The organism is Chlorogloeopsis fritschii PCC 6912, from assembly GCF_000317285.1.
Taxonomy (GTDB): domain Bacteria; phylum Cyanobacteriota; class Cyanobacteriia; order Cyanobacteriales; family Nostocaceae; genus Chlorogloeopsis; species Chlorogloeopsis fritschii.
The window spans coordinates 1-20256 of the sequence record NZ_AJLN01000061.1 but is presented as its reverse complement, the minus strand read 5'-3'; the positions used below and the strand labels follow the sequence as shown (position 1 = coordinate 20256).

Annotated in this window: 14 protein-coding genes; 4 read left to right on the top strand and 10 right to left on the bottom strand. The window is 39.1% G+C overall.

Going from position 1 to position 20256, the window contains the following annotated elements:
- Positions 1–11 precede the first annotated feature (11 nt).
- Positions 12–1631 carry a serine/threonine protein kinase gene (locus UYC_RS0109460; RefSeq protein ID WP_016877184.1) on the bottom strand — a complete coding sequence of 540 codons (1620 nt, stop codon included), beginning with the start codon at positions 1629–1631 and terminating at the stop codon, positions 12–14.
- 417 nt (positions 1632–2048) lie between these two features.
- On the opposite strand from UYC_RS0109460, the gene UYC_RS0109455 reads away from it, so the two are divergent.
- The gene (locus tag UYC_RS0109455) at positions 2049–3413 is read left to right on the top strand and encodes a lipid-A-disaccharide synthase-related protein (protein WP_016877185.1); all 1365 of its coding nucleotides are present in this window, start codon (positions 2049–2051) and stop codon (positions 3411–3413) included.
- A gap of 134 nt (positions 3414–3547) precedes the next feature.
- On the opposite strand, the gene UYC_RS0109450 is transcribed toward UYC_RS0109455, so the two are convergent.
- Positions 3548–6913 carry a helicase-related protein gene (locus UYC_RS0109450; RefSeq protein WP_016877188.1) on the bottom strand — a complete coding sequence of 1122 codons (3366 nt, stop codon included), beginning with the start codon at positions 6911–6913 and terminating at the stop codon, positions 3548–3550.
- Positions 6914–6942: 29 nt separating this feature from the next.
- On the opposite strand from UYC_RS0109450, the gene UYC_RS0109445 reads away from it, so the two are divergent.
- On the top strand, positions 6943–7182 hold the full coding sequence (locus UYC_RS0109445; RefSeq protein WP_016877189.1) for a hypothetical protein: 240 nt from the start codon (positions 6943–6945) through the stop codon (positions 7180–7182).
- A gap of 83 nt (positions 7183–7265) precedes the next feature.
- On the opposite strand, the gene UYC_RS0109440 is transcribed toward UYC_RS0109445, so the two are convergent.
- The 6 genes from UYC_RS0109440 to rppA all read right to left on the bottom strand — a co-directional run bounded on the left by UYC_RS0109440 (position 7266) and on the right by rppA (position 14161).
- The gene (locus UYC_RS0109440; protein WP_235181616.1) at positions 7266–7547 is read right to left on the bottom strand and encodes a type II toxin-antitoxin system VapC family toxin; all 282 of its coding nucleotides are present in this window, start codon (positions 7545–7547) and stop codon (positions 7266–7268) included.
- Between the two features lie 150 nt (positions 7548–7697).
- Complete coding sequence (locus UYC_RS0109435) at positions 7698–7937, bottom strand: hypothetical protein (protein ID WP_016877191.1); 240 nt, start codon at positions 7935–7937, stop codon at positions 7698–7700.
- Between the two features lie 11 nt (positions 7938–7948).
- On the bottom strand, positions 7949–8518 hold the full coding sequence (locus UYC_RS0109430; protein WP_016877192.1) for a Uma2 family endonuclease: 570 nt from the start codon (positions 8516–8518) through the stop codon (positions 7949–7951).
- Positions 8519–8566: 48 nt separating this feature from the next.
- Complete coding sequence (locus UYC_RS0109425) at positions 8567–11599, bottom strand: Eco57I restriction-modification methylase domain-containing protein (RefSeq protein WP_016877193.1); 3033 nt, start codon at positions 11597–11599, stop codon at positions 8567–8569.
- A gap of 537 nt (positions 11600–12136) precedes the next feature.
- Positions 12137–13411 carry a sensor histidine kinase gene (locus tag UYC_RS0109420; RefSeq protein ID WP_016877194.1) on the bottom strand — a complete coding sequence of 425 codons (1275 nt, stop codon included), beginning with the start codon at positions 13409–13411 and terminating at the stop codon, positions 12137–12139.
- Between the two features lie 60 nt (positions 13412–13471).
- A complete protein-coding gene (rppA, locus tag UYC_RS0109415) occupies positions 13472–14161 on the bottom strand; it encodes a two-component system response regulator RppA (RefSeq protein ID WP_016877195.1) in 690 nt (229 codons plus the stop codon).
- Positions 14162–14268: 107 nt separating this feature from the next.
- Between rppA and UYC_RS0109410 the strand changes: the two genes are divergently transcribed.
- Positions 14269–14625 (top strand): hypothetical protein, encoded by a 357-nt coding sequence (locus UYC_RS0109410; RefSeq protein WP_235083032.1) that lies wholly within the window; start codon positions 14269–14271, stop codon positions 14623–14625.
- A 95-nt stretch (positions 14626–14720) separates the two neighbouring features.
- Positions 14721–15503, top strand: coding sequence for an SDR family oxidoreductase (locus UYC_RS0109405; RefSeq protein ID WP_016877197.1), 783 nt, complete (start codon positions 14721–14723; stop codon positions 15501–15503).
- Between the two features lie 137 nt (positions 15504–15640).
- Here UYC_RS0109405 and UYC_RS0109400 read toward each other — a convergent pair whose 3' ends face one another.
- Together UYC_RS0109400 and UYC_RS0109395 are read right to left on the bottom strand one after the other, a co-directional pair.
- Complete coding sequence (locus UYC_RS0109400; RefSeq protein WP_016877198.1) at positions 15641–18034, bottom strand: PhoX family protein; 2394 nt, start codon at positions 18032–18034, stop codon at positions 15641–15643.
- Positions 18035–18843: 809 nt separating this feature from the next.
- Positions 18844–20256, bottom strand: a 1413-nt coding sequence (locus UYC_RS0109395) for a YifB family Mg chelatase-like AAA ATPase (RefSeq protein WP_016879496.1), incomplete at its 5' end; no start/stop codon positions are given.

Sequence of the window (20256 nt, the reverse complement as noted above, 5' to 3'; positions counted from 1 at the left end):
ACAGTAGTACTTCACTCACTTTCAAATTGTGGCTTTTGTGGATTTGGATCTTCCTTATTTTCCTTACTAGGTTGAAAAAGTTGACCATCAGTATTTAAATTTTGCTTAAGTTCTTGAGTTGGAACTTTGATCGCAGGAGGATTTGAATGTCTGAATTCCCTGGTTTCCGGTACTGTTGGTACAACAACTGAATTGGATCTTTTCGCGGGTGATTGGGAAGGGAAAAATTTACCAGAAGATGGTGACTTATTTTCTGGGGATGTAGAGGTAGGAGTTTGACGAGTGTCTCGAATTGTCCGCAGTTTTTCTAATAGCGATGGCGATGAAGTGCTAGATGCAGCAGGTGTCGTTTCTTGTAATTTGCGATGTTGAGTTTCTGTTGATACCGAGTTGGTTTTAGCTGATTCTTCTGAAGGATTTTGATTTGATTCTGAATTTGCCCGACGGCTGCGTCTGCGCCGAGGAGAGCTAGAGACACGTGTAGATTCTACTTTTGATTGTGCGGAATTAGTAGGGGAGGGTGTAGTGGTTTGTAATTCCAAGGCAGCATCACTGGGCTGTTCAAAAACTGGCTTGGGAGATGGCAGTTGAGGTTTAAACAACACGTTAGTTATGCCAAAACCAACTGTTGCAGCAACCATAGCTACACCAGTGCCAACGAGTATTTTTGGCGATCGCCGCAATGGATTAGCATTTACTGGAGGTGCTGAAACCTGTTTTTGAATTGCAGCCCTTTTCGCTAAATTTTCTTCGTGTTGCTGAACTGATAAATTAATTGTTGGTACCGTTTGAGTTGCTACTGTTTGTGGTAAAGGAATTTTTCCATCCTCAGGTAGCAACTTGAGCCAATCTTCTACTGTCTGGGGGCGAAATTTCGCCTCAATTGCCATACCGCGCATTACTGCTTGATTGATAGAAGCACTCAAGTGGGGTTGCAGTTCACGGGGAGTCGGCATTTGTTCGCGATCGCGTAGCAGTGCGGACATGGGAACTTGTCCTGTCAACAGGGAATATAATGTTGCTGCTAAACCATAAACATCAGTTGCAGGCGATCGCGGTGCTTGGGATAGATACTGCTCAATCGGAGAATAGCCCTCAGAAACTATCCCAGTGTGAGTTTGTCTGACGCCACTGTTAAACTCCCTGGCAATGCCAAAATCAATCAGCACAACCTCTTGGGTTCCTTGGCGAAGAATAATATTATCCGGTTTTATGTCCCGATGCAGCAAACCGTTGTGATGCACTACTTGCAATGCTGCCCCGATTTGCCGGATGTAATGAATTGCTGTTGCTTCTGGCAACGGTATACCTGGCAGAACATATGCCTCTCCCAATGTTTCACCAGGAATGTATTCCATCACCATGTAAGGCAGCCCAGATTCGATAAAGAAGTCGCTAACCCGGACAATATTGGGGTGGATGCATGTTGCCAAGCGTCGGGCTTCGTCCTGAAATTGGCGCTCAAACTTGGCAAAATCAGGATGTTGCCGGAGCTTTTCGTTGAGGGTTTTAATCACCACTGCCTGATTTAGGTAGTGATGAGTAGCTTTGAAGGTAATACCAAAGCCACCTCTACCAATTTCCTGGTTTAAGGTATACTTCCCACCCTGCAATTTTGTACCAGCTAGCATAGTGTTTTAGATTGGTTTTTTAATTATGGGTTTGGGCTATCCATTTCTAGATTTTAGATTAGGGTAAACTATTAACCTCACGATATGAAATCTAAAATTTAAAATCTCAACTTCTACAGCTGACTGAATCTTAAAGTGCGATCGGCAATTTCTAAGAAATTAGTGTTATATATAACATTTACCCTCTTACTGCTGCACCTCATCAATACTTGCTGTTTGTGACTTAATATTTTAGACTACCTCCGTAACTTAAGTAAAAATATTACCACAACAATTTCGCATAAATACTAATCTAATTTACTAGCAGTGAATTTGTACTATGTTTATGTACTGAGGTTAGTTAATAGGGATAGTACTAACTCCTAATTTCTTTCCTCTTGCCCAAAAAGACAGTAGATATTAAATTTTTGTTTCTTTATGAGTGATGCGTCATCCTTCCCCTTAACATCTCAAACCCAAGGCACAACTTCTCAATTGCGATTATTAGCTTTAAGCAATGGTCATGGGGAAGATGCGATCGCAGTTCGTATTTTACATCAACTCCAGCAGCAGCAAAATCCGCCGACTTTATTTGCCTTACCTTTGGTTGGTGAAGGATATGCTTACCAAAAATTAGATATTCCTCTCATCGGTTCAGTACGTGCGATGCCTTCTGGTGGCTTTATATACATGGATACTCGCCAATTAATGCGTGATATCGGGGGAGGTTTAGTACAACTAACTTGTCACCAGATTCAAGCCATACGCAATTGGGTAAGTTCTCAAAAAAAATTAGGGCACCAGAGCGCTATTTTAGCTGTTGGAGATATTCTACCGCTATTGCTGGCTTGGATTAGCGGTGCTAACTATGCTTTTGTTGGCACGGCGAAATCAGAATACCATGTACGGGATGAAAATGGGTTACTAAAACGCAACAATAAAACTGCCTGGTTGGAAAATTTTTCTGGTTCTATTTATCATCCTTGGGAGCGTTGGCTGATGAGTCGCCAACTTTGCAGGGCTGTGTTTCTCAGAGATTCACTAACTACGCAAATTTTAAAAAAATGGCCTATTCCCGCTTTTGATTTGGGCAATCCAATGATGGATGATTTAGAGCCATCTTTTCCTACTGCCAGGTTTTACGGTGCTGATATCGAACAGCAAGAATTAGCTCGGCCCTTAATTGTAACTCTCTTGCCAGGTTCCCGTCCTCCAGAAGCTTATGCTAACTGGCAGAAAATTTTGACTGCCGTATCTACGTTGATAACATTTTCTCAAGAGCGAGATTTTCAAGCCCGCACTTCTAAAACTTTGGTGTTTCTAGGTGCGATCGCTCCTAGTTTACACTTTGAAAGCATCCGCCAAATTCTCATCTCCCACGGCTTTCACCCTCACCCAGAATCGCCAATTCAATTTCCTCATGCTGAAATTTTGACATTTAAGCAAAAAAATGCGTATTTGCTCTTAACACAAACCGCCTACAACGATTGTCTGCATTTGGCTGATTTAGCGATCGCGATGGCAGGAACAGCAACAGAACAATTTGTGGGTTTAGGCAAACCAGCGATTATAATTCCTGGCAAGGGGCCACAATTTACTTTTTCTTTTGCGGAAGCACAAAGTCGCCTTTTGGGGCCAAGTGTGATACTGGTAGAGCAACCACAGGAAGTTGCACAAGTCGTGCGATCGCTTTTTGCCAATCCAGATCAACTGCACCGTATTGCCGAAAATGGGCTGCGACGGATGGGAAAACCAGGTGCAGCAAAACGTATTGCAGACTGTTTAATCAAGAGGTTGGCTTGAGTTTAACGGTAAATGGAGATAATCTGAAAAACATCTAGTTTGCATATTGAAATGAGGCTAAACTCTTGTGGGGTGGACATCTTGTCCGCCCATGTTATGTAAGTTATAATGTGGAACAGCTTAATCTCATCAAGTTATACTAAAGCCTCACTACAAATAACCATTGGAATTGGCTGAGATAATCCTGGCAAACTATTGTTATTCAACCATTCATGCATATTATGTTGGCGGTAAATTTGCACCAATTGATTAAACAAATCCTGGCTGGTTGAACCGTTGCGCCGCAATATATTTAACTCTCGGTTAATTGCTTGAGTGACAGAACTCCGAAATGCCCGCTCTAAAATATTGACATGAGCTTTTACTTCTTCATCTGCTAATGATTTAAAAAATATTCTCAATTCACGTAAAATATACCTTTGACCTTGAGTTAAACGCTGGTTGTATTCTCGTTCTGCTTGACGATGCTTGACTTCTTCAGCAAATTGACGTTTGACACCCATCACAGTAGAATTATGGTCTTTAGGAAGTGTTGCGGTATCTGTGGTGGGATCAGATTTAATTGCACCTAAGATCCGGGGAATCTCTCGTGAAATCACATTTCCTTTGCTGTCTAACAAAAACAACTGTTGATAGCCTTTGATATCAGGGCGAGTCGGATCTGAAGCTTCACAAAAAATAAAAGTCCCCTTTTGCATTGAGAATTTAGCTGTTCGGATACCATGTGGTAAATTAGCAATTCGCTCAAATTCCTCAGGCTCATCTTTTTGTAACTTTCTAAGAATTTCCTCAGCTTCATTTAAATCCAAAAATTCATCTTCTTCTGGTTCAAAGAGGCTCAACTGTTTACCCTTTTGTTCGTAAATGGCATACATAGCTTCTTCGTTGAGTTGCTCTGTAGTATCAAGAATAGCAGCATCTTCACCGATAGTGTCGTGAATTTCTTGAATTCTGTTCTTCAGTTTTTGCTTCAATCCTAAATTACTTTCAATACCCAATTCTGGTAAAAAGTTGTATCCATAAATAATATCTTTCTCACTGCCAATTCTATCAATTCGACCAAAACGCTGAATCAACTTAACTGGGTTCCAGTGTAAGTCATAATTTATAATTAAGTCGCCATCTTGTAAATTTAAACCCTCTGCCAAAATATCAGTTGCAATCAGCGTGTTTATTTCTGATTCTCCCTGCTTAAATTTGTATTCTTTATTCGCTTTTGGTGCAAACCTTCCTACTAAACGCGCTTTATTTTTGTTATTGCCGCTATAAATTACATCAATATCATCTCGTTTATATTGTAGTTTTAAGTTCTCGTACAAATACTTAGCCGTATCTGCATACTGAGTAAAAATCAACTGTTTCTTATTTTTAAGAGTAGGCTTAGATAACCACTTGAGGAGAGTTTGTAATTTTGCATCCTGCTCAGGGGTAATTGGTTCAACTAATGCCAAAATTTTTCTGAGTAGCTTAATATCATGTTCAAGATGTTGTTGTAATTTCTCGGCATCAAAATCTGCTAAGTCATATTTACCAGAAACCTGATATAGTGCATCCATCAAGTCTTGTTCTTCCGCTTGATTATAATCTTCTGAAAGTAGAGTTTGTGCTTCCTCTCCTGCGGGAACAAATCCTTGTGACAAAGCTCTTAAAAACCTTTCGTGTACTATTAGCAATTTTTTGATAGTTTCTTTAAAAGCATAAACACTTGACTCAAAGCGCTTAAATAATAGCACCCGCATTAATCCTCGCAAATTGGCACCAGCACGTTGTAAAGTGTTATAAGGTTCTTGTTTTTGTTTGTCTTTCAAAACATAATTCCACAATCCATAGCGAGCATAGCTGAGTTCGTTTGTTGGTGGTTTGATTAATTGGCGCTTGCGAGACTTCCCCATGTATTGACGTAATTCTTGGTATAGCCCCTGATATGTATCTTCAATGCTGTACTCAATGGTTTCTAATTCTCGTTTGGGGAAAAAGCGATGTTTTCCACCAACAATAACGTAAGCACGTCGCGTTCCATTAACATAGTCTCGAAAGTTAGTTGGATCTACTGCTTGTTGGGTTTGGGCATCGTAGCCATAAAAACGTAAGATATGGTTGCGGGTACGGCGAATTAAGATATGAGATAGTAATTCTGGTAATTTCTTTATACCCTTTTCAACTAACTGGAAGTACTCTTTTAAATCTGGTGGATCTATTGGTAAATCAGTTTTATCGTCCTGATGAAATAGTTTGAGTTGATGATAGATATCCCAAGCACTCTTATTACGCGGAGTTGCTGTTAATAAGCAACAACGTTTACCTGCGGCTAAAAATGCTTGTACTACTTTATATCGCTGGGTAGTATGATTTCTTAGATTGTGGCTTTCGTCTATTAAAATAAAATCTCTATCTTTATATTTAAAATCATCTAATAAAAACTTGACCCCACTTTCTTCGTCTTCTTTCAACATTCCCATAGACAGAATACGGGCGTTTAGCTGGTAAACTTCGTTATAACTGTCCCACATTTCTATCAGTGGTGCAGGACAAATAATTAAAGGACGTGCGCGTTCTGTTTGTTCAAAACGTTTAACTATTGCAGCACCAATAAAGCTTTTACCAAGTCCGACTACATCAGAGACAAATGCACCACCATAGTCTCTAATATTTTGCACAGCATTATTAACAGCAACTTTTTGAAAATCTGCTAATTGCTTAGTAATTTCGTCTTCTAAAATCAAGTTTTTTAGCTCTGTATCTTCTAATCTATCTTTGACTAAACAATAAAGAGTTTTCATGTAAACATCATAGGGACGAACTAAGGAAACCGCCCAAGATTGTTTCATTTCTCGCATTAAAGCTTCATTAAAATCTTCTGCCTCATTCCAAAGTTCCTCAAACCAATGGGTTAATTCTGTATGATTATCATTGCCATGAATTACCACATTCAGTTCAGTATTATGGGTAATGCCAGAAAGAGTAAGATTAGACGAGCCAACAATAGCAATACCTTTTTCTGTACGTTCTAACGCTCTACCTTTGCCATCATAAACAGTAGCATAGTCAAAAATATAAGCTTTGGCGTGTAAAGTTCCTTTAGTGTAAACTCGCACATACAGCCGTTTTTCTTCAATCATCTCCACTAAACTTTTTACCAGCATCTCGGCTTCATCCGTCTGATCCATGAGTTCGATACTAGAACGGATATTAGCTGCTGTTTCGCTCGTTATTTGTTTAACTTCCGTGCGTTTAGGATAAGTTTGGGCTTCGATTTTATCAGCAATTAATTCTAAACGTCGGTATCCTTGAGCAATTTGTTCTATGGTTTCACGGTTGCTTGTGTTGCCAATTAGTAGGCGTAATTCTTGAATATTAGTGAGGCGTTTTGCAATTGTGGTAAAGCCAGAAAGGAAGAAATAACCTACTGCAAAATGAGCCGCTTGTGATGAGTCTAGAATACAGTTTATTTGGTCTACTAATTTTCTGGTACGATTATCTATAATATCGTGTATGGGCATAAAGATTATATAGGAATTGCAAGAATAATATGAGCGATTCAGAACAGGTTGAAAAGTTAATTGAATCTAATGCTAAAGCAATTCAGGCATTAACTGATTTAGCTAGTAGCATTTTGCCGAGAATAGATGAAATGCAAAGGCAAATGGTTAATATACAGCGCCAAATGATTGATAATCAGAGAAGAATTGATGATAATACAGCAGTTATCCGAGAACTAGTACTGGAGAATCAAAGGATTTTGAAATATTTGGAATCTTTGAACAGGTAATTTCTCATTACTATACTCTGCATCGTGATGAAAACTAGAGGCTATGCCTCATGAGAAGGAGGCGGAACATACCATTTATAGTTTTAAGATGTTAAGACTTCACTAAGGATGACAACAGGTAAACCCGGAACATTACGAAAGCCTTTATCATTAGTAAGAAATTGGTTACAACTTATAGATAAAGCCGTAGCAGCATGAATAGCATCTGGTGTTTTTAGATTAGTAGTAGCCCGAAGATTTGCAGCTTGTCGAAGTATAGATTGACTAATTGGAATTAGTTGAATTGTTTCTGACAATAACAGTTGTTCATAAGTATCAACTAAAAAAGTATCAGCATTTCTCAAAGGGAGTACTAAAGTTTCCATTAGTATTAGTTCACTGCTAATGATTTCCAGTTCTCCTGCTTGGCATTTTAGCCATAAAGGTTCTAACAGTGTGTAAATAATTAGGATTCCACTCGACACTATATATTGCTACTACCGAATTGATATAGATTTTGCTAGAAGAAGGGAGTACTAACTGTCCCATGATTCCCGTTCCTCTTGAAGATATCTGTCTATCTCTTCAGCACTTTTGGGGGGACGTTGAGCATGAATTACTTCTAAAATCTCCATCACAGAACGCTTTTTGGTTTCAACTTTTTCTGGCAAAATAACAAATACGTCAACGTTATCGCCTTCTTTCGCTTCGGGAATTTCAATTTCTATTTTGTTTCCTGATAAAACTTTAGTTGTGATGTGTAAAGCTGGTTGCATATTTTTTCACCTTATATTGTTAGGACATCTTCATAAATATCTGGCATTGTTAGGGTTAACCCTACGGAATTTAATTCTAGATTATCGCTCTTGCCTAAAGTTTGCATTGACCATTTTTCTTGATTCTCTTTACGATAAACTTCTACTTTTATTTCATCTTGAAAAACTAATACATATTCCTGTAAGCTATCCAAATTTCGATAATTAACAAGTTTTTCTCGTCTATCTGTTACTTCTGTACTGGGTGATAATACTTCCACAATCAAGCAGGGATAATTTAAGAAAAAGTGGTCTTGATCTTGAGGATCGCTGGTAACTATAACATCAGGATAGTAAAATATACTTTTATTTTGATTGGCTAATTCTATCCTGACTTTCATGTCAGACATAAAGACACTACAGGAACCACCCCGCAAATGAGAACGTAGCCTGCTAGCGATATTAAGGGTAATGATATTGTGTTCCTTGCTACCGCCAGACATGGCAAAAATTTGACCGCCAAGATATTCATGGCGAATCTCGCTAGATGCTTCGGCTTTGAAGTACTCTTCAACAGTTAAGTAGGTTAATGGTACAGACATGGAATTGAATTTAGGATGGGATGATGAATTGATGTTTTTTTACTTCTATCACAATTCATAAAGGGCGGCGACGCGATCGTCTATTTCTTTCTCCCATGTTTCACAGTTAACGCCTTTTGCGTCTAGGCATTTTTGGACTAGTTTGGATATTGCTTCGCGTTCTGTAGATGAAGCATTAGGGATAGGAAGGCGTTGAAAATTAACCCACTGAAGCATTAATCTTCCACCTTGATTCTCATCACCAAGAGCAGCACAGATTGATTTTGTATATTCCCAGGCTATAGTAGAGTTTAAAATGGCAAGTAAGAATAAATCATTTAAAGGAATAATAAAGCATTTATTATTAAAAAACAAACCCTGATTATCAAAAGCAAATCTTGTTTCTTTACATATTTCAGGAAAGACAATTTTAGGTTTTTCAAATTCCTTAAAATAAGCTACATTATCCTGAATCTCATACCATTTGTATCTACCCAACTTGCGTCCTATAGATTGTTGGTTATTGTTTTTAGGTGTTAATTCTTTTTGCCACTGAGCTAAATGAGCTTTAATAGCAGGATAAGCATCAATATCAATTCCTCTTCGTGTGAAAATTAACCACTTATCTTGAGTGTTAATTCTCCACTTACGAATATCATCACCGATAGCTAGTGATTTAATAATTTCTGCACTTTTAGGGTTTTGTGCGATTAGTTCTGCCCGTTTTGCACCATCAATTACAAATGCCTTATTAAAGCCAGTTAGTACACCTCGATAAATTTTTTCATTGACATACTCACCTAACGGAATACCAGTTTCTTCCATCTTTTTAATTCGATTAGCAGAAGAGGTATCAGTTAACATCCAATTAGAACCATTTAAAGCATTATTTGGTAATGTTTCGCCTTTCTCCCTAATAATTGCTAAAATATCGGGATAAGGAGCTTGTAAAGATTTAACTTTTGTAAAAATAGCTGATTGATTAACTTTCCCATTTTGACTAATAAAAATCATTGGAAACGTAGCTGCACTTTTAAATACTGGTAATTCTCCAAAATCTGTAATACTGTGAACTTGGCAATTCTCAGCAATATGCTTACGCAACTTTTCCCCATACTTAGCGCGAAACCACTTATTAGAAGAAATAAATGCTAACATTCCGTCTGCTTTTAAAAGTTGCAAAGCGCGAGCATAAAAGAAACAATATAAATCAGATGTACCAGTATAAACAGCCGGGTAAATCTTCTGTAGTGTTGGCTTCAAATCCTTAATCAATTCCTGACGCACATAAGGCGGATTTGCTACTTGAATATCAAACCCACCATCAGCAAAGACTTCTGCAAACTCTACCGCCCAATCAAAACCCTCTACTGTTGTACTGCCATGCGTTATCAAAGCAATTTGAGTTTTTAACTCATTTATTTCTTCTTCTAATTTTTGCTTTTTACCTCCTTCGTGCGCCCGCATATAATCAGCTTTAGTTTGCCGATACTGTCGTATAAGTTCATCTCTCATTACACCTATTGCTGTAGGGCTGGGTGCAATCAGACTATCTCCTTGTTCAATTTTATATTTCAAGTTTGGTAATGGCGGTGGATCGTCTCCTTCATATTCCACAGCTAGTGATAACCACAACCTTAATCGCGCAATATTGACTGCAAAAATATCAATATCTACACCATAAAGATTATTTTCAATAATTTCTAATTTACGTTGATATACTGTTTTGGAATCAAGCCCTTTGGTGGCAAATAAACATTGGCGTAAATCTAATAACTCATGAAGCATCCCTAGCAAATAAGCCCCGCTTCCACAGGCTAAATCGCAGGCTTTGACTTTACGTAATGCCTCTAAAATTGCCTCTGGGTTCCCGATAATACCTGGATTGTGTTCATCGACAAATTGAGCGATCGCCTCGGCTGACTCTCCTGATACCTGAGTTTGTAAGTACCCCTTCAAAGCTTCCCGACACATGAAAGAAACAATCGGTTTAGGAGTATAGTAACTTCCAGATTCATGCCTACCTGTTACCAGTTCTTCAAACACTTTTCCTAACATTTCCGGATCAACCGCTACCTCTACATCTAGCGGCGTACTTTCGGTAACTGTAAAAGCAAAGCGTTGAAATAAGTTATGAAGAATACTATCTATACAATCATCTGGGACAATAATGTCATAATTTTTATCATCTTCGTCTTGTTCAAAGAGTCCACCGTTTAGATAAGGTACAGTGCCAATTATTCTTTTAAAAAAGCCACCATTATTGATACCAGCTATATCATATTGTTGTGGATTATTTAATCCTCTAAAGAAAAGATGTGATAATCTATCTCGATAAAAGTTTTTATTTGATGTACTATCTTCATCAAGGTAAGCTTCCCATAAAGCTGATAAATAATTAGTTCTCTCTTGGTACTTCAACCAACCTTTTTTTTGAATAAAAGCAATGAACATCAAACGGTTAAATAGCTTTTGTGTAAATAGCCGTTTACGTTCATTAACTTCAATTCCTTGAATTAATCCTTCAACTTTCTCAAAAATTTGACGGTATTGTCTAAAAAACTCTTGTGTGACAGCTTCAACATCAAATGCCTCATCATGGCGTGTCTGAATATCTAGGGGAGATGCATCTGAACGAAGAAGTTCCAAATCTAACAGACTTATTCTTTCTGTTGCTGTGCGTAATTGTTCACCCTCTCCAATAGTAATTCGCCGAAAAAGTTTTCGTTTTTGAAGTGAATTATCATACTTAACATTGAGAAAATGCCACCGTGATTGTGATTGATTAGAAAATACAAAAAGAGTGTAAGGATGGTCTTTTAACAAATTATCAACAATTCTTCTTTCCCCTTGTCGTGATAATTTTTCTGAGTTTAAACGCGCATAAATAATGTGGAATGCATTATTTGCTCCACCAGAAGCTAATAGTAAAGGATCGTCTATAAGTTCATTGTTAACTGTTTCAGCCAATTTTCGACGAGATAGTGCTTGATTAACTCGTTCATAATTTAATTGACTCCAAAATAATCTTTTCAGCGCATCAAGACTTTTCAAATTTTGAAGTGAATACAAAATAGACTGTTGTAGTTCAGGTGCAGACATGAATAATTAGTGCAGTTTCAGTGATGTTTTTTTCAAAAAAGCCCAGTAAATTTTGACCGAGATGTTTATACATCACGGTTGATTTTGAATATTTCAGGTATTAAAATTTGCCTCTTTTACTAGCAAGCACAATTAATCGTCGATGTGCTGAACGAGTTGAAAAAGAGAATATTTATAAATTTAAATCAATTTAAAGCTTTAAATCCAATTTATTTTACCCATGTGATATGTGCCAACAGAGATATTACTGAGGATAAAAAATAGGCATAGGATTTTAAGATAAATTAGGAAGGCACCTGAATTAATGATTGCAGTAATAATTTCTTGAGAAAGAATAAATTTGTCAAACTGCTTCAAAAATTGAAACTAAGAGGATGGGATGTCTCGTTAGTTTTATTTAAACTCGGCGATTAGAAATCGCAGCTACATAAACAAAACCTGCCTACGCAGGTTCACAAATTTTAATTTGACGTTAGCCCATGCAGGTGGGCTTTGTCTGTGTAGTAGCGAATTATATTCGCCCCTATCTTTTCTTGTTTATTTATCCACACGCGGAAATTGGATTTCAAAAATAGAACCCTGCTCCAATACACTATTCGCAGTAATCTGCCCTCCGTGTGCTTGAATAATTTGCTGGGCGATCGCCAATCCTAAACCGAAGCCTCCTGTTTGACGCGATCGCACTGTATCCACACGATAGAATCTTTCAAAAATATGGGGTAAATCTTCGGCTGGAATGCCAATACCGTTGTCTTCTACCTGAATAACGGCTCGATAACCGCGTGGGAAGATTCGTAGCTTGACAGTACCACCACTGGGGGTGTACTTAAAAGCATTGGTAAGCAAGTTGCCAACAGCTTGTCTTAACAAATCTGCGTCTGCTTTCAAATACAGGGGTTGTTCGGGAAGGTAAGGAATAAAATTGAGATTTTTGGCAACGGCTTGTTTTTGGTATTCATCAACAAGCGATCGCATCAATTCAACAAGATTAATATTTTTAAAAGTTGTAATATCAAAAGGCCCTTCATGACGAGCTAAAAACAGTAAATTGCTAATTAAAGTACTCATCGATTTAGCAATTTCTTCTATTTTTTCCAAACGAAAACGCTGCTCTGATTCATCTTGTGGTGGCATTAATGCAACTTGTGCATTACTCAAAACAGCAGCAACAGGAGCGCGTAACTCATGGGAAGCATCAGCAGTAAAGCGCTGTAGTTGCTCATAGGCACGACGAGTTGGCTGCATGGCTAACCCTCCCAAGAACCAACCAGTAATACCAATCGTACCTAAAGTTACTGGTACACCTAGCGTCAAAAATAACCTAATTCTAGTGATGCTTTCACGTAAAGGAGCCAGAGGAGTAGCAATTTGTAAGTAACCAATTAATGCATTGTTTTGTATTACTGGTAACGTTAATTCTCGCAGCCATGTTTTGTTAGTAGTTGTATTAACTTGAACAGTGTGAAAACCGGGTGCGATCGTTAATCGTCTAGGAGGATTTGCACCGCTAAATCCCACTAATTTTTTCTTGGCATTATACCAGCGAATATACACTACCTGGCTACCTGGTGGTAGGCCATTGCCAAGAATGGGAATATCATCTTGGTTAAGCTGGGATCGTTCTATAGAGATACGATGCCGTGCATTTGCTGCAATTGCTTTGCTGGTTGAGTAAAGTTCTTCATCAAAAACCTGAAGTTGTTCCTCCACTCCAAAGTAATAAGCTATGGCAGCAAAGACAACAAGAATGCTCCCCATTGAAAATGCAAATAAATAAGCCAGGTTACGACGGCTACGAGCAAAAGCAAACATAGTTAGTCATTTGTCATTTGTCATTTATTTGCACAGACGCGATTAATCGCGTCTGTGCAATTACTTTTCTTCAGTTTTTTCTGGAATGCCCAGACGATAGCCCATACCATAGACATTTTCTAGCCAATCTTTGGCTCCCACTGTTTGCAGCCGTTGTCGCAGTCGGCGCACTAGTGTTGTGACAGCGTTACTTTCTGGTTCTGTTCCCCATTCCCAAAGAGCTTGTTCGATTTGATTGTGAGACAAAACCTGATAGGGATGACGCATCAAGTATTCCATCAGTTGAAATTCACGTCCAGATAGTTGAACAATCACCTGATTTCGCTCAATCGTCAGGTTGTTTAAGTTTAGATGCAAATCTCCCAAGGAAAGAGTATCTCCCTGCCAAAGTGGGGAACGCCTTGCCAAGGCTCTTACCCGCGCCAATAATTCCACAATATCTACTGGCTTTACTAAATAATCATCTGCACCTGCATCCAAACCCGTTACCTTATCTAAAGTAGTGTCCTTTGCGGTAAGCATCAGCACCGGAGCAGTTTTGCCTGAGCGTCGATATTCCTGGCAAAGTTGAACCCCACTCACATTAGGAAGCATCCAGTCTAAGATTAATAAGTCATAATCTTTTTGAGATAAAAGCCACCGCGCCGTTTCTCCATCTTCTATAGCATCAACGGTATGCCCTGCTTTTGACAGTGCCGATCGCAGTGGTTCCAATTGGGCTAGGTCGTCTTCTACCAGTAAAATCAACATAGAGCGATCGCAGATGTTTATTTTTCTTTATCTTAGATTGGCTAGTAGTTAGTAGTTTCTTTGGTTTGTTTATGCTCCAATCCCGATGGTTTAAAATCTTGCATTCTTTGGGATTAGAGTTTTGGTTACCTTTACCACTGCTTGGATTAGCTTTTTGGGTAGGCAGTGGATTAGTTATGGATTGGGTGATCAGCCGCTCTAACCAAACTACAAAATACTTGAAAGTTGATTATCAATCCACAAAGGAGCCGAACATAATTATTATGTCAATCAAAGCAGAAATAAATAAAAGTCAAGGGATTTCTAGGGTAAAAGTCAAAACAGTTTCTTCAGTACTAAAAGAACTAGAGTTTGAGTTTGCAACCACAGAATTAAGTCAACTGGAAGCAGCAATTAGCCAAGAATTAAGATTACCTATTGAGAATGTTAGAGAGTTAATGAAAAATCAAAATATAGGACAATAAGTGACCCTTCGCTACATAGTATGCCAATAGCGGTATGAATCACCGCATTACTTCATGTTACACATCTACAAGAAAGGAATCAGTAAGGGGTTGGTATGCAACTTACAGGTAAAGTAGCGCTGGTAACAGGAGCGGGTTCTGGCATCGCTAAGGCAACAGCAAAGCTATTCGCGAAAGAAGGTGCCAAAATAGGAGCACTAGGACGTTCTCAAGACGAATTAGAAGAAACTGTAACTGAAATTAATAATAATAATGGCGAAGCAATACCTCTTATTGCTGATATCTCGCAGCCAGAGGAAATGCAACAGGCTATTCAAGCAATTATCGACAAGTGGGGGCGCTTAGATATAGTCTTTGCTAACGCTGGTATTAATGGAGTTTGGGCACCCATAGAAGAATTGACACCTGAAGATTGGGACAAAACTATCAATGTCAATCTCAAAGGAACTTTTTTAACAGTTAAATATGCCGTGCCTTACTTAAAAAAACAGGGTGGTTCAGTAATTATTACATCATCTATTAACGGTACGCGCACCTTTAGCAACACTGGTGCAACAGCTTATTCGTGTACCAAAGCTGCTCAAGTTGCTTTCACGAAAATGATAGCTTTAGAACTGGCAAAACACCGAATTCGTGTAAATGTGATTTGTCCTGGTGCTATTGAAACAAATATTGACCAAAATACTGATAGGCGCGATCTCGAACACGCTCAAGAACCAGTTGAGTTTCCTGAAGGTGAAATTCCCTTAACTGATGGGAAACCGGGAACATCGGAACAGGTGGCACAATTAGTATTATTTTTATCGTCGGATGCTTCCAGCCACATCACTGGTACTGAAGTTTGGATTGATGGAGGAGAATCGTTGTTGAAAGCTTGATATTGTTAGCAGTTAGTAGTTAGTAGGGGCAGGTTTTACTGATTATCTTTCGGCTAAAACCGATGATTTATCTTCTAAACCCGCCCGTACAGTAGGTAGTAGTTGCTTGTTTACCACTATCCACTAACCACTAACATTTATACAAAGCGATCGCTGGGTTGTTTGCGAACAATCCCTATCACTGCCGGGCGTGGTGCCCCTTGAGGATTGCCCTCAATATTACTAGGCCAATTACTGCCACGTGGTACGCTACGTTTTTGGTTGAACAGAGTACCATCTAAATTCAACATCTCAATCTCTCGGTTGAGGAGTTGCTGAGAGTTAAACGGAACATTTTCACAGGGATGCTGCACGGAAATAATCAGTGTATCACCCACAAAAGTAGGCCCAGTCATCTCACAGCGAGGTGGCCCATAAGCAAAAGGTACAATCTCTCCAGCATCTGGGCCAGTAATGGGAACAAAGAAAAGCCAGTTATTACCAAAAACCCCAATTAAGTTAGAAGTTCTAGCATTCAGATTAGAATCAATCTGACTGGGCGATTCTGCACCTACGACTGTATGTTCTATTAACAATGGCTCTGGGTTAGCACCTTCACTAAAACCATTGTGAGCTTCAGTAGACATATCAGTAACGCCCCAAATGTTACCTTGGCTATCAAACGCAAGGTTATCTATATTAGCAAAGCCATCTCCAGGTTCTGCTCCTGCTTCCCCACCTTTAATAAATCGTTCCCAACGGAAGGTTGTACCTGTGCCATCAGAGCTATTTTCGATAATCTTAAAAAGCGAGCCGGAAGGTTGTGCAGCGTTGATGTCAGCACTGTATTTGGAAACTACAAAGATGCGAGAATCAGGATATCCATCACTTCCTGGCGCACCATCTGTATAAGCAATAAATACTTCTTTAGTGCGGGGATGGACTTCAATATCTTCAGGGCGAGCGGTGGGAGTTCCACCAACTAAGTTAGCAGCCAAAAAGGCATCAACTAACACAGCACCCTGGCTTGTGTAAAAATCTGATAGTTTCTTATCTTTGTAAGCAGGCAGAATTTCAGCTTCATTAGTCGTATCAACGCCTACAAAAACACTATCGTCTGCCGGATCTTCAGAAGGCCCAAAACGCCTAATTGGGGTACTACCATTCCTAGTAGCTTTACCTAATGCCGCAATTTCTGATGAGGCAAGTACCGACGGTGGAATGGGATTGGTAGGGGTACTTAATTCTAAAGGAATCCATTCACCCGTACCGTCAGGATTGTAACGGGCAACATACAAAGTACCGTTTTCAAATAAACGGCTGTTGTTTTTATCAAAGGGAGAAGTGATTGTACCTTGGCTGACAAACTTCCAAGTATGCCCTCCGCGGCGATCATCGCCCAGGTAACCTATTAATGGTTTTCCTGGTTCCACGCGCAAGGCAATATTCTCATGGCGGTAGCGCCCTAAAGCAGTGTGTTTGCGAGGGCGGAAATTCGGATCGGCTGGATCGATTTCTACCATCCAACCATATTTTTCGCCAACTAAGCCGAATGCCTCCCCAGTGGTACCTTTTGTGTAACGCGTCTGCGTTCCATTGTTGTTTACAGGTTCGGTTACACCCACAAAAAAGGTTGAACTAGCTTGGAAGTTCTCTTCAGCAGACAGAAGAGTTCCCCAAGGAGTTGTACCGCCAGAACAGTTGTACCCGGTACCGATGATTTTGTTACCCAATCCATCAGAACTGAGAGGAAAGACTTCAGTAGCACCTGGCCCAGTACCAATTAAATAATTATCGTCTCCCTTCTGGTAGCTTTTGGAACCCCAAGCAGTAACTTTTTCATAACCATCAGTGCGTTGACGATTGATACCTAAACCGGACAATCCATGAATGCGCCGATTTTTGAGATCGCGAACAACGGCAAAACGTCTATTGGAATTAGAGCGCGAAATACGCACTACAGAACCACCTAAGTTATACATGAATTCACCCAAGACGAGAATATCGGTTTTGTCTTGGGGTAAATCTTGTCCAATTACTAATGAGTATGTTTCAGGAAATTCCGCCAAACTACTGGGAGTGCCAGGTGCAACAGTAGAAATTGGATAGGAGACGTATTCGTGATTGTTCCAAAGATAGCCATCGTTCAGGTTTTTGCCATCTATGGAAATAAAGGTTGTGTAATCGCTGTTGTACCCAAAGTAATCTTCTTGATTAGGAAAAACGCGATCGCCCCAACGCACAATCACATACCGTTCATATTCCGGTGGTACTACAACGTCATCAAGTACGGTATAGCTACTTAAGCGTGCATCACCAGAAGGTTCTAATACGCTTCCCTCCTCAATTCCTGTTGGTAAGTAGCTTTTTTGCTGTGTATAAATCGGTAAAGGATGGGGCAAACGTACTGGAGTAAATTTTAAGGGTTGAAACCCGCCATTAGTACCAAAATTGTTACCAAAAGGTTTTTTTGCCAAAGCAGGAGCAAGCACAGCTGCGCCAGCACTTGCTCCAAAGAAAGCCAGTAGCTGCCTCCGTGTAAATTTAGACATTGAAGCTCCTCTCAATAAGAATAGCCAGAATTATTCAACTGGAAAAATCTTTTTTGCTTGCAATACTGTAGGGATTAACGGAAGCAAAAACGATAAATTGACCAATTTCTAGTCAATAGAACTTTTGGTAGCTTGTTGCAACTAACCTAATTTTAAATCTAGGTTAATTTTTAGTTAAAAACTAGCTGTGTATCCTAAAAAAAGAGTAATACATTTGTTAACAGTACTAAAAATGTTACTTCGATTTATAAATATCTATTTATAGTTTTGAATAAACATCATCCTTTTGGAATATTAAATGTCTTATTCAAAAGTCTGATTTACTGTACATTAAACGAAAATTAATTATTTTTTAGTCATATCTTAATTTTGTATTAATAATTATATTTTTTCAAATTAAGAGCATAGAAAAACAAAAGTATATTTTTTGATAAAACACAAATTAAAGATTTGTCATCTCCCCGACATCTGTAGGAAGTCGGGAATATTTGTTTTGAGTTTATTTATGTTGGCTTACTTAAAATTTTGAATTTTAATTAGGACTTGAAAATATTTTTCTTTACTCCAAAACTGAATTATGTATTGACATAGAAGAACGATTTTTGAAAGTTTAATAACATTTCATCTTCATCACCATAAACAAATAATTTTGTAGAGACCCGATATATCGAGTCTCTACACGGTATTAATATTGATATTAGATTTTTATGAAATGGTATAAGAGGTACAAGCCGCTTTAAAAATAATTCTCCTAATTAATGAGAGCTAATATGACATAGCCAATAGGAGAAAAACAATTCTAAATATGCTTATTGCATTCTATCTATTGTGCGATATTGAATAGCTTCCGCAAGATGATGGACTTGCAGATTCTCATCTCCCGCCAAGTCTGCAATTGTCCGTGCGACTTTAAGAATGCGATCGCTTGCCCTTGCCGACAGCCCTAACTTTTTAATTGCCCCTTCTAATAAAGTTTTACTAGCATCATCTAACTTGCACCATTTTCGCAAATGACGACTTTGCATTTGTGCATTGCAACGCAGATTTGGTTCCGATTGAAAGCGTTCACAAGCGCGATCGCGTGCTTTTTGCACTCTTTCTCTGACTGTCGCTGATGATTCTCCTGTGGAGTGTTGGGTAATTTCCTCTGGTTTCAAGCGATTTACTGCAACTTGCAAATCAATCCGATCCATTAAAGGGCCGGAAAGCTTCGCCCAATATTGTTCTCTTTGGCGTGGCGAACAGGTACACTGCGCTATAGTATCGCCATAGTAACCGCAAGGACAAGGATTGGTAGAAGCCACCAAAGTAAACTGGGCAGGAAACATTACCGATTGCCTAGTACGGGAAATTGTCACAAAGCCATCTTCTAGAGGTTGGCGTAAAAATTCCAAAACATCACGTTTAAATTCTGTTAACTCATCCAAGAAAAGTACACCGAGATGTGCTAAAGAAATTTCTCCAGGACGGGGAAAGCTACCACCACCAACAAGAGAAGGGCCTGATGCAGAGTGATGGGGGCTGCGAAATGGGCGATCGCACACCAACGAGCCTCTATTTTTTAACAAACCAGCTACCGAATGAATACGAGTTACTTCCAATGCTTCTGAAAAAGACAAGACTGGCAAAATTCCAGGTAAACGCCGTGCCAGCATGGTTTTACCACTCCCTGGCGGCCCGACAAAAACTAAATTATGCCCGCCTGCAGCAGCAATTTCTAGAGCACGACGAGCATGAGCTTGTCCTTTCACATCCTGCAAATCCACACTCTGTAAAGACGTTGTATGCAAACTCTTTTCTGTACTATCCAATTGCACGGGATTGTAACGCCCTGGATTATTTAAAAAATCAGCTACATCGGACAGATTTTTAAAAGCATAGACAGCCAATCCTTGCACTAGGGAAGCTTCTTGGGCATTATCAGCAGGAACAACGATACTTGTAATTCCCATTTTTTGAGCAGCCGCAGCAATGGGTAATACCCCAGCTACCGCGCGCAAACTTCCATCTAAAGAAACTTCGCCTAAAAAAAGATAATCTTCCAGCAAATCAGCTTTAACTTGCTCAGAAGCTGCCAAGATTCCCACGCTGATAGGCAAATCAAAACACGGGCCTTCCTTACGTAAATCAGCAGGTGTCAAATTAATCACTATTTTTCGCATTGGAAAGGCAAAACCTGCATTTTTTAAAGTCGCCTTTACTCTTTCCTTGGATTCTTGCAC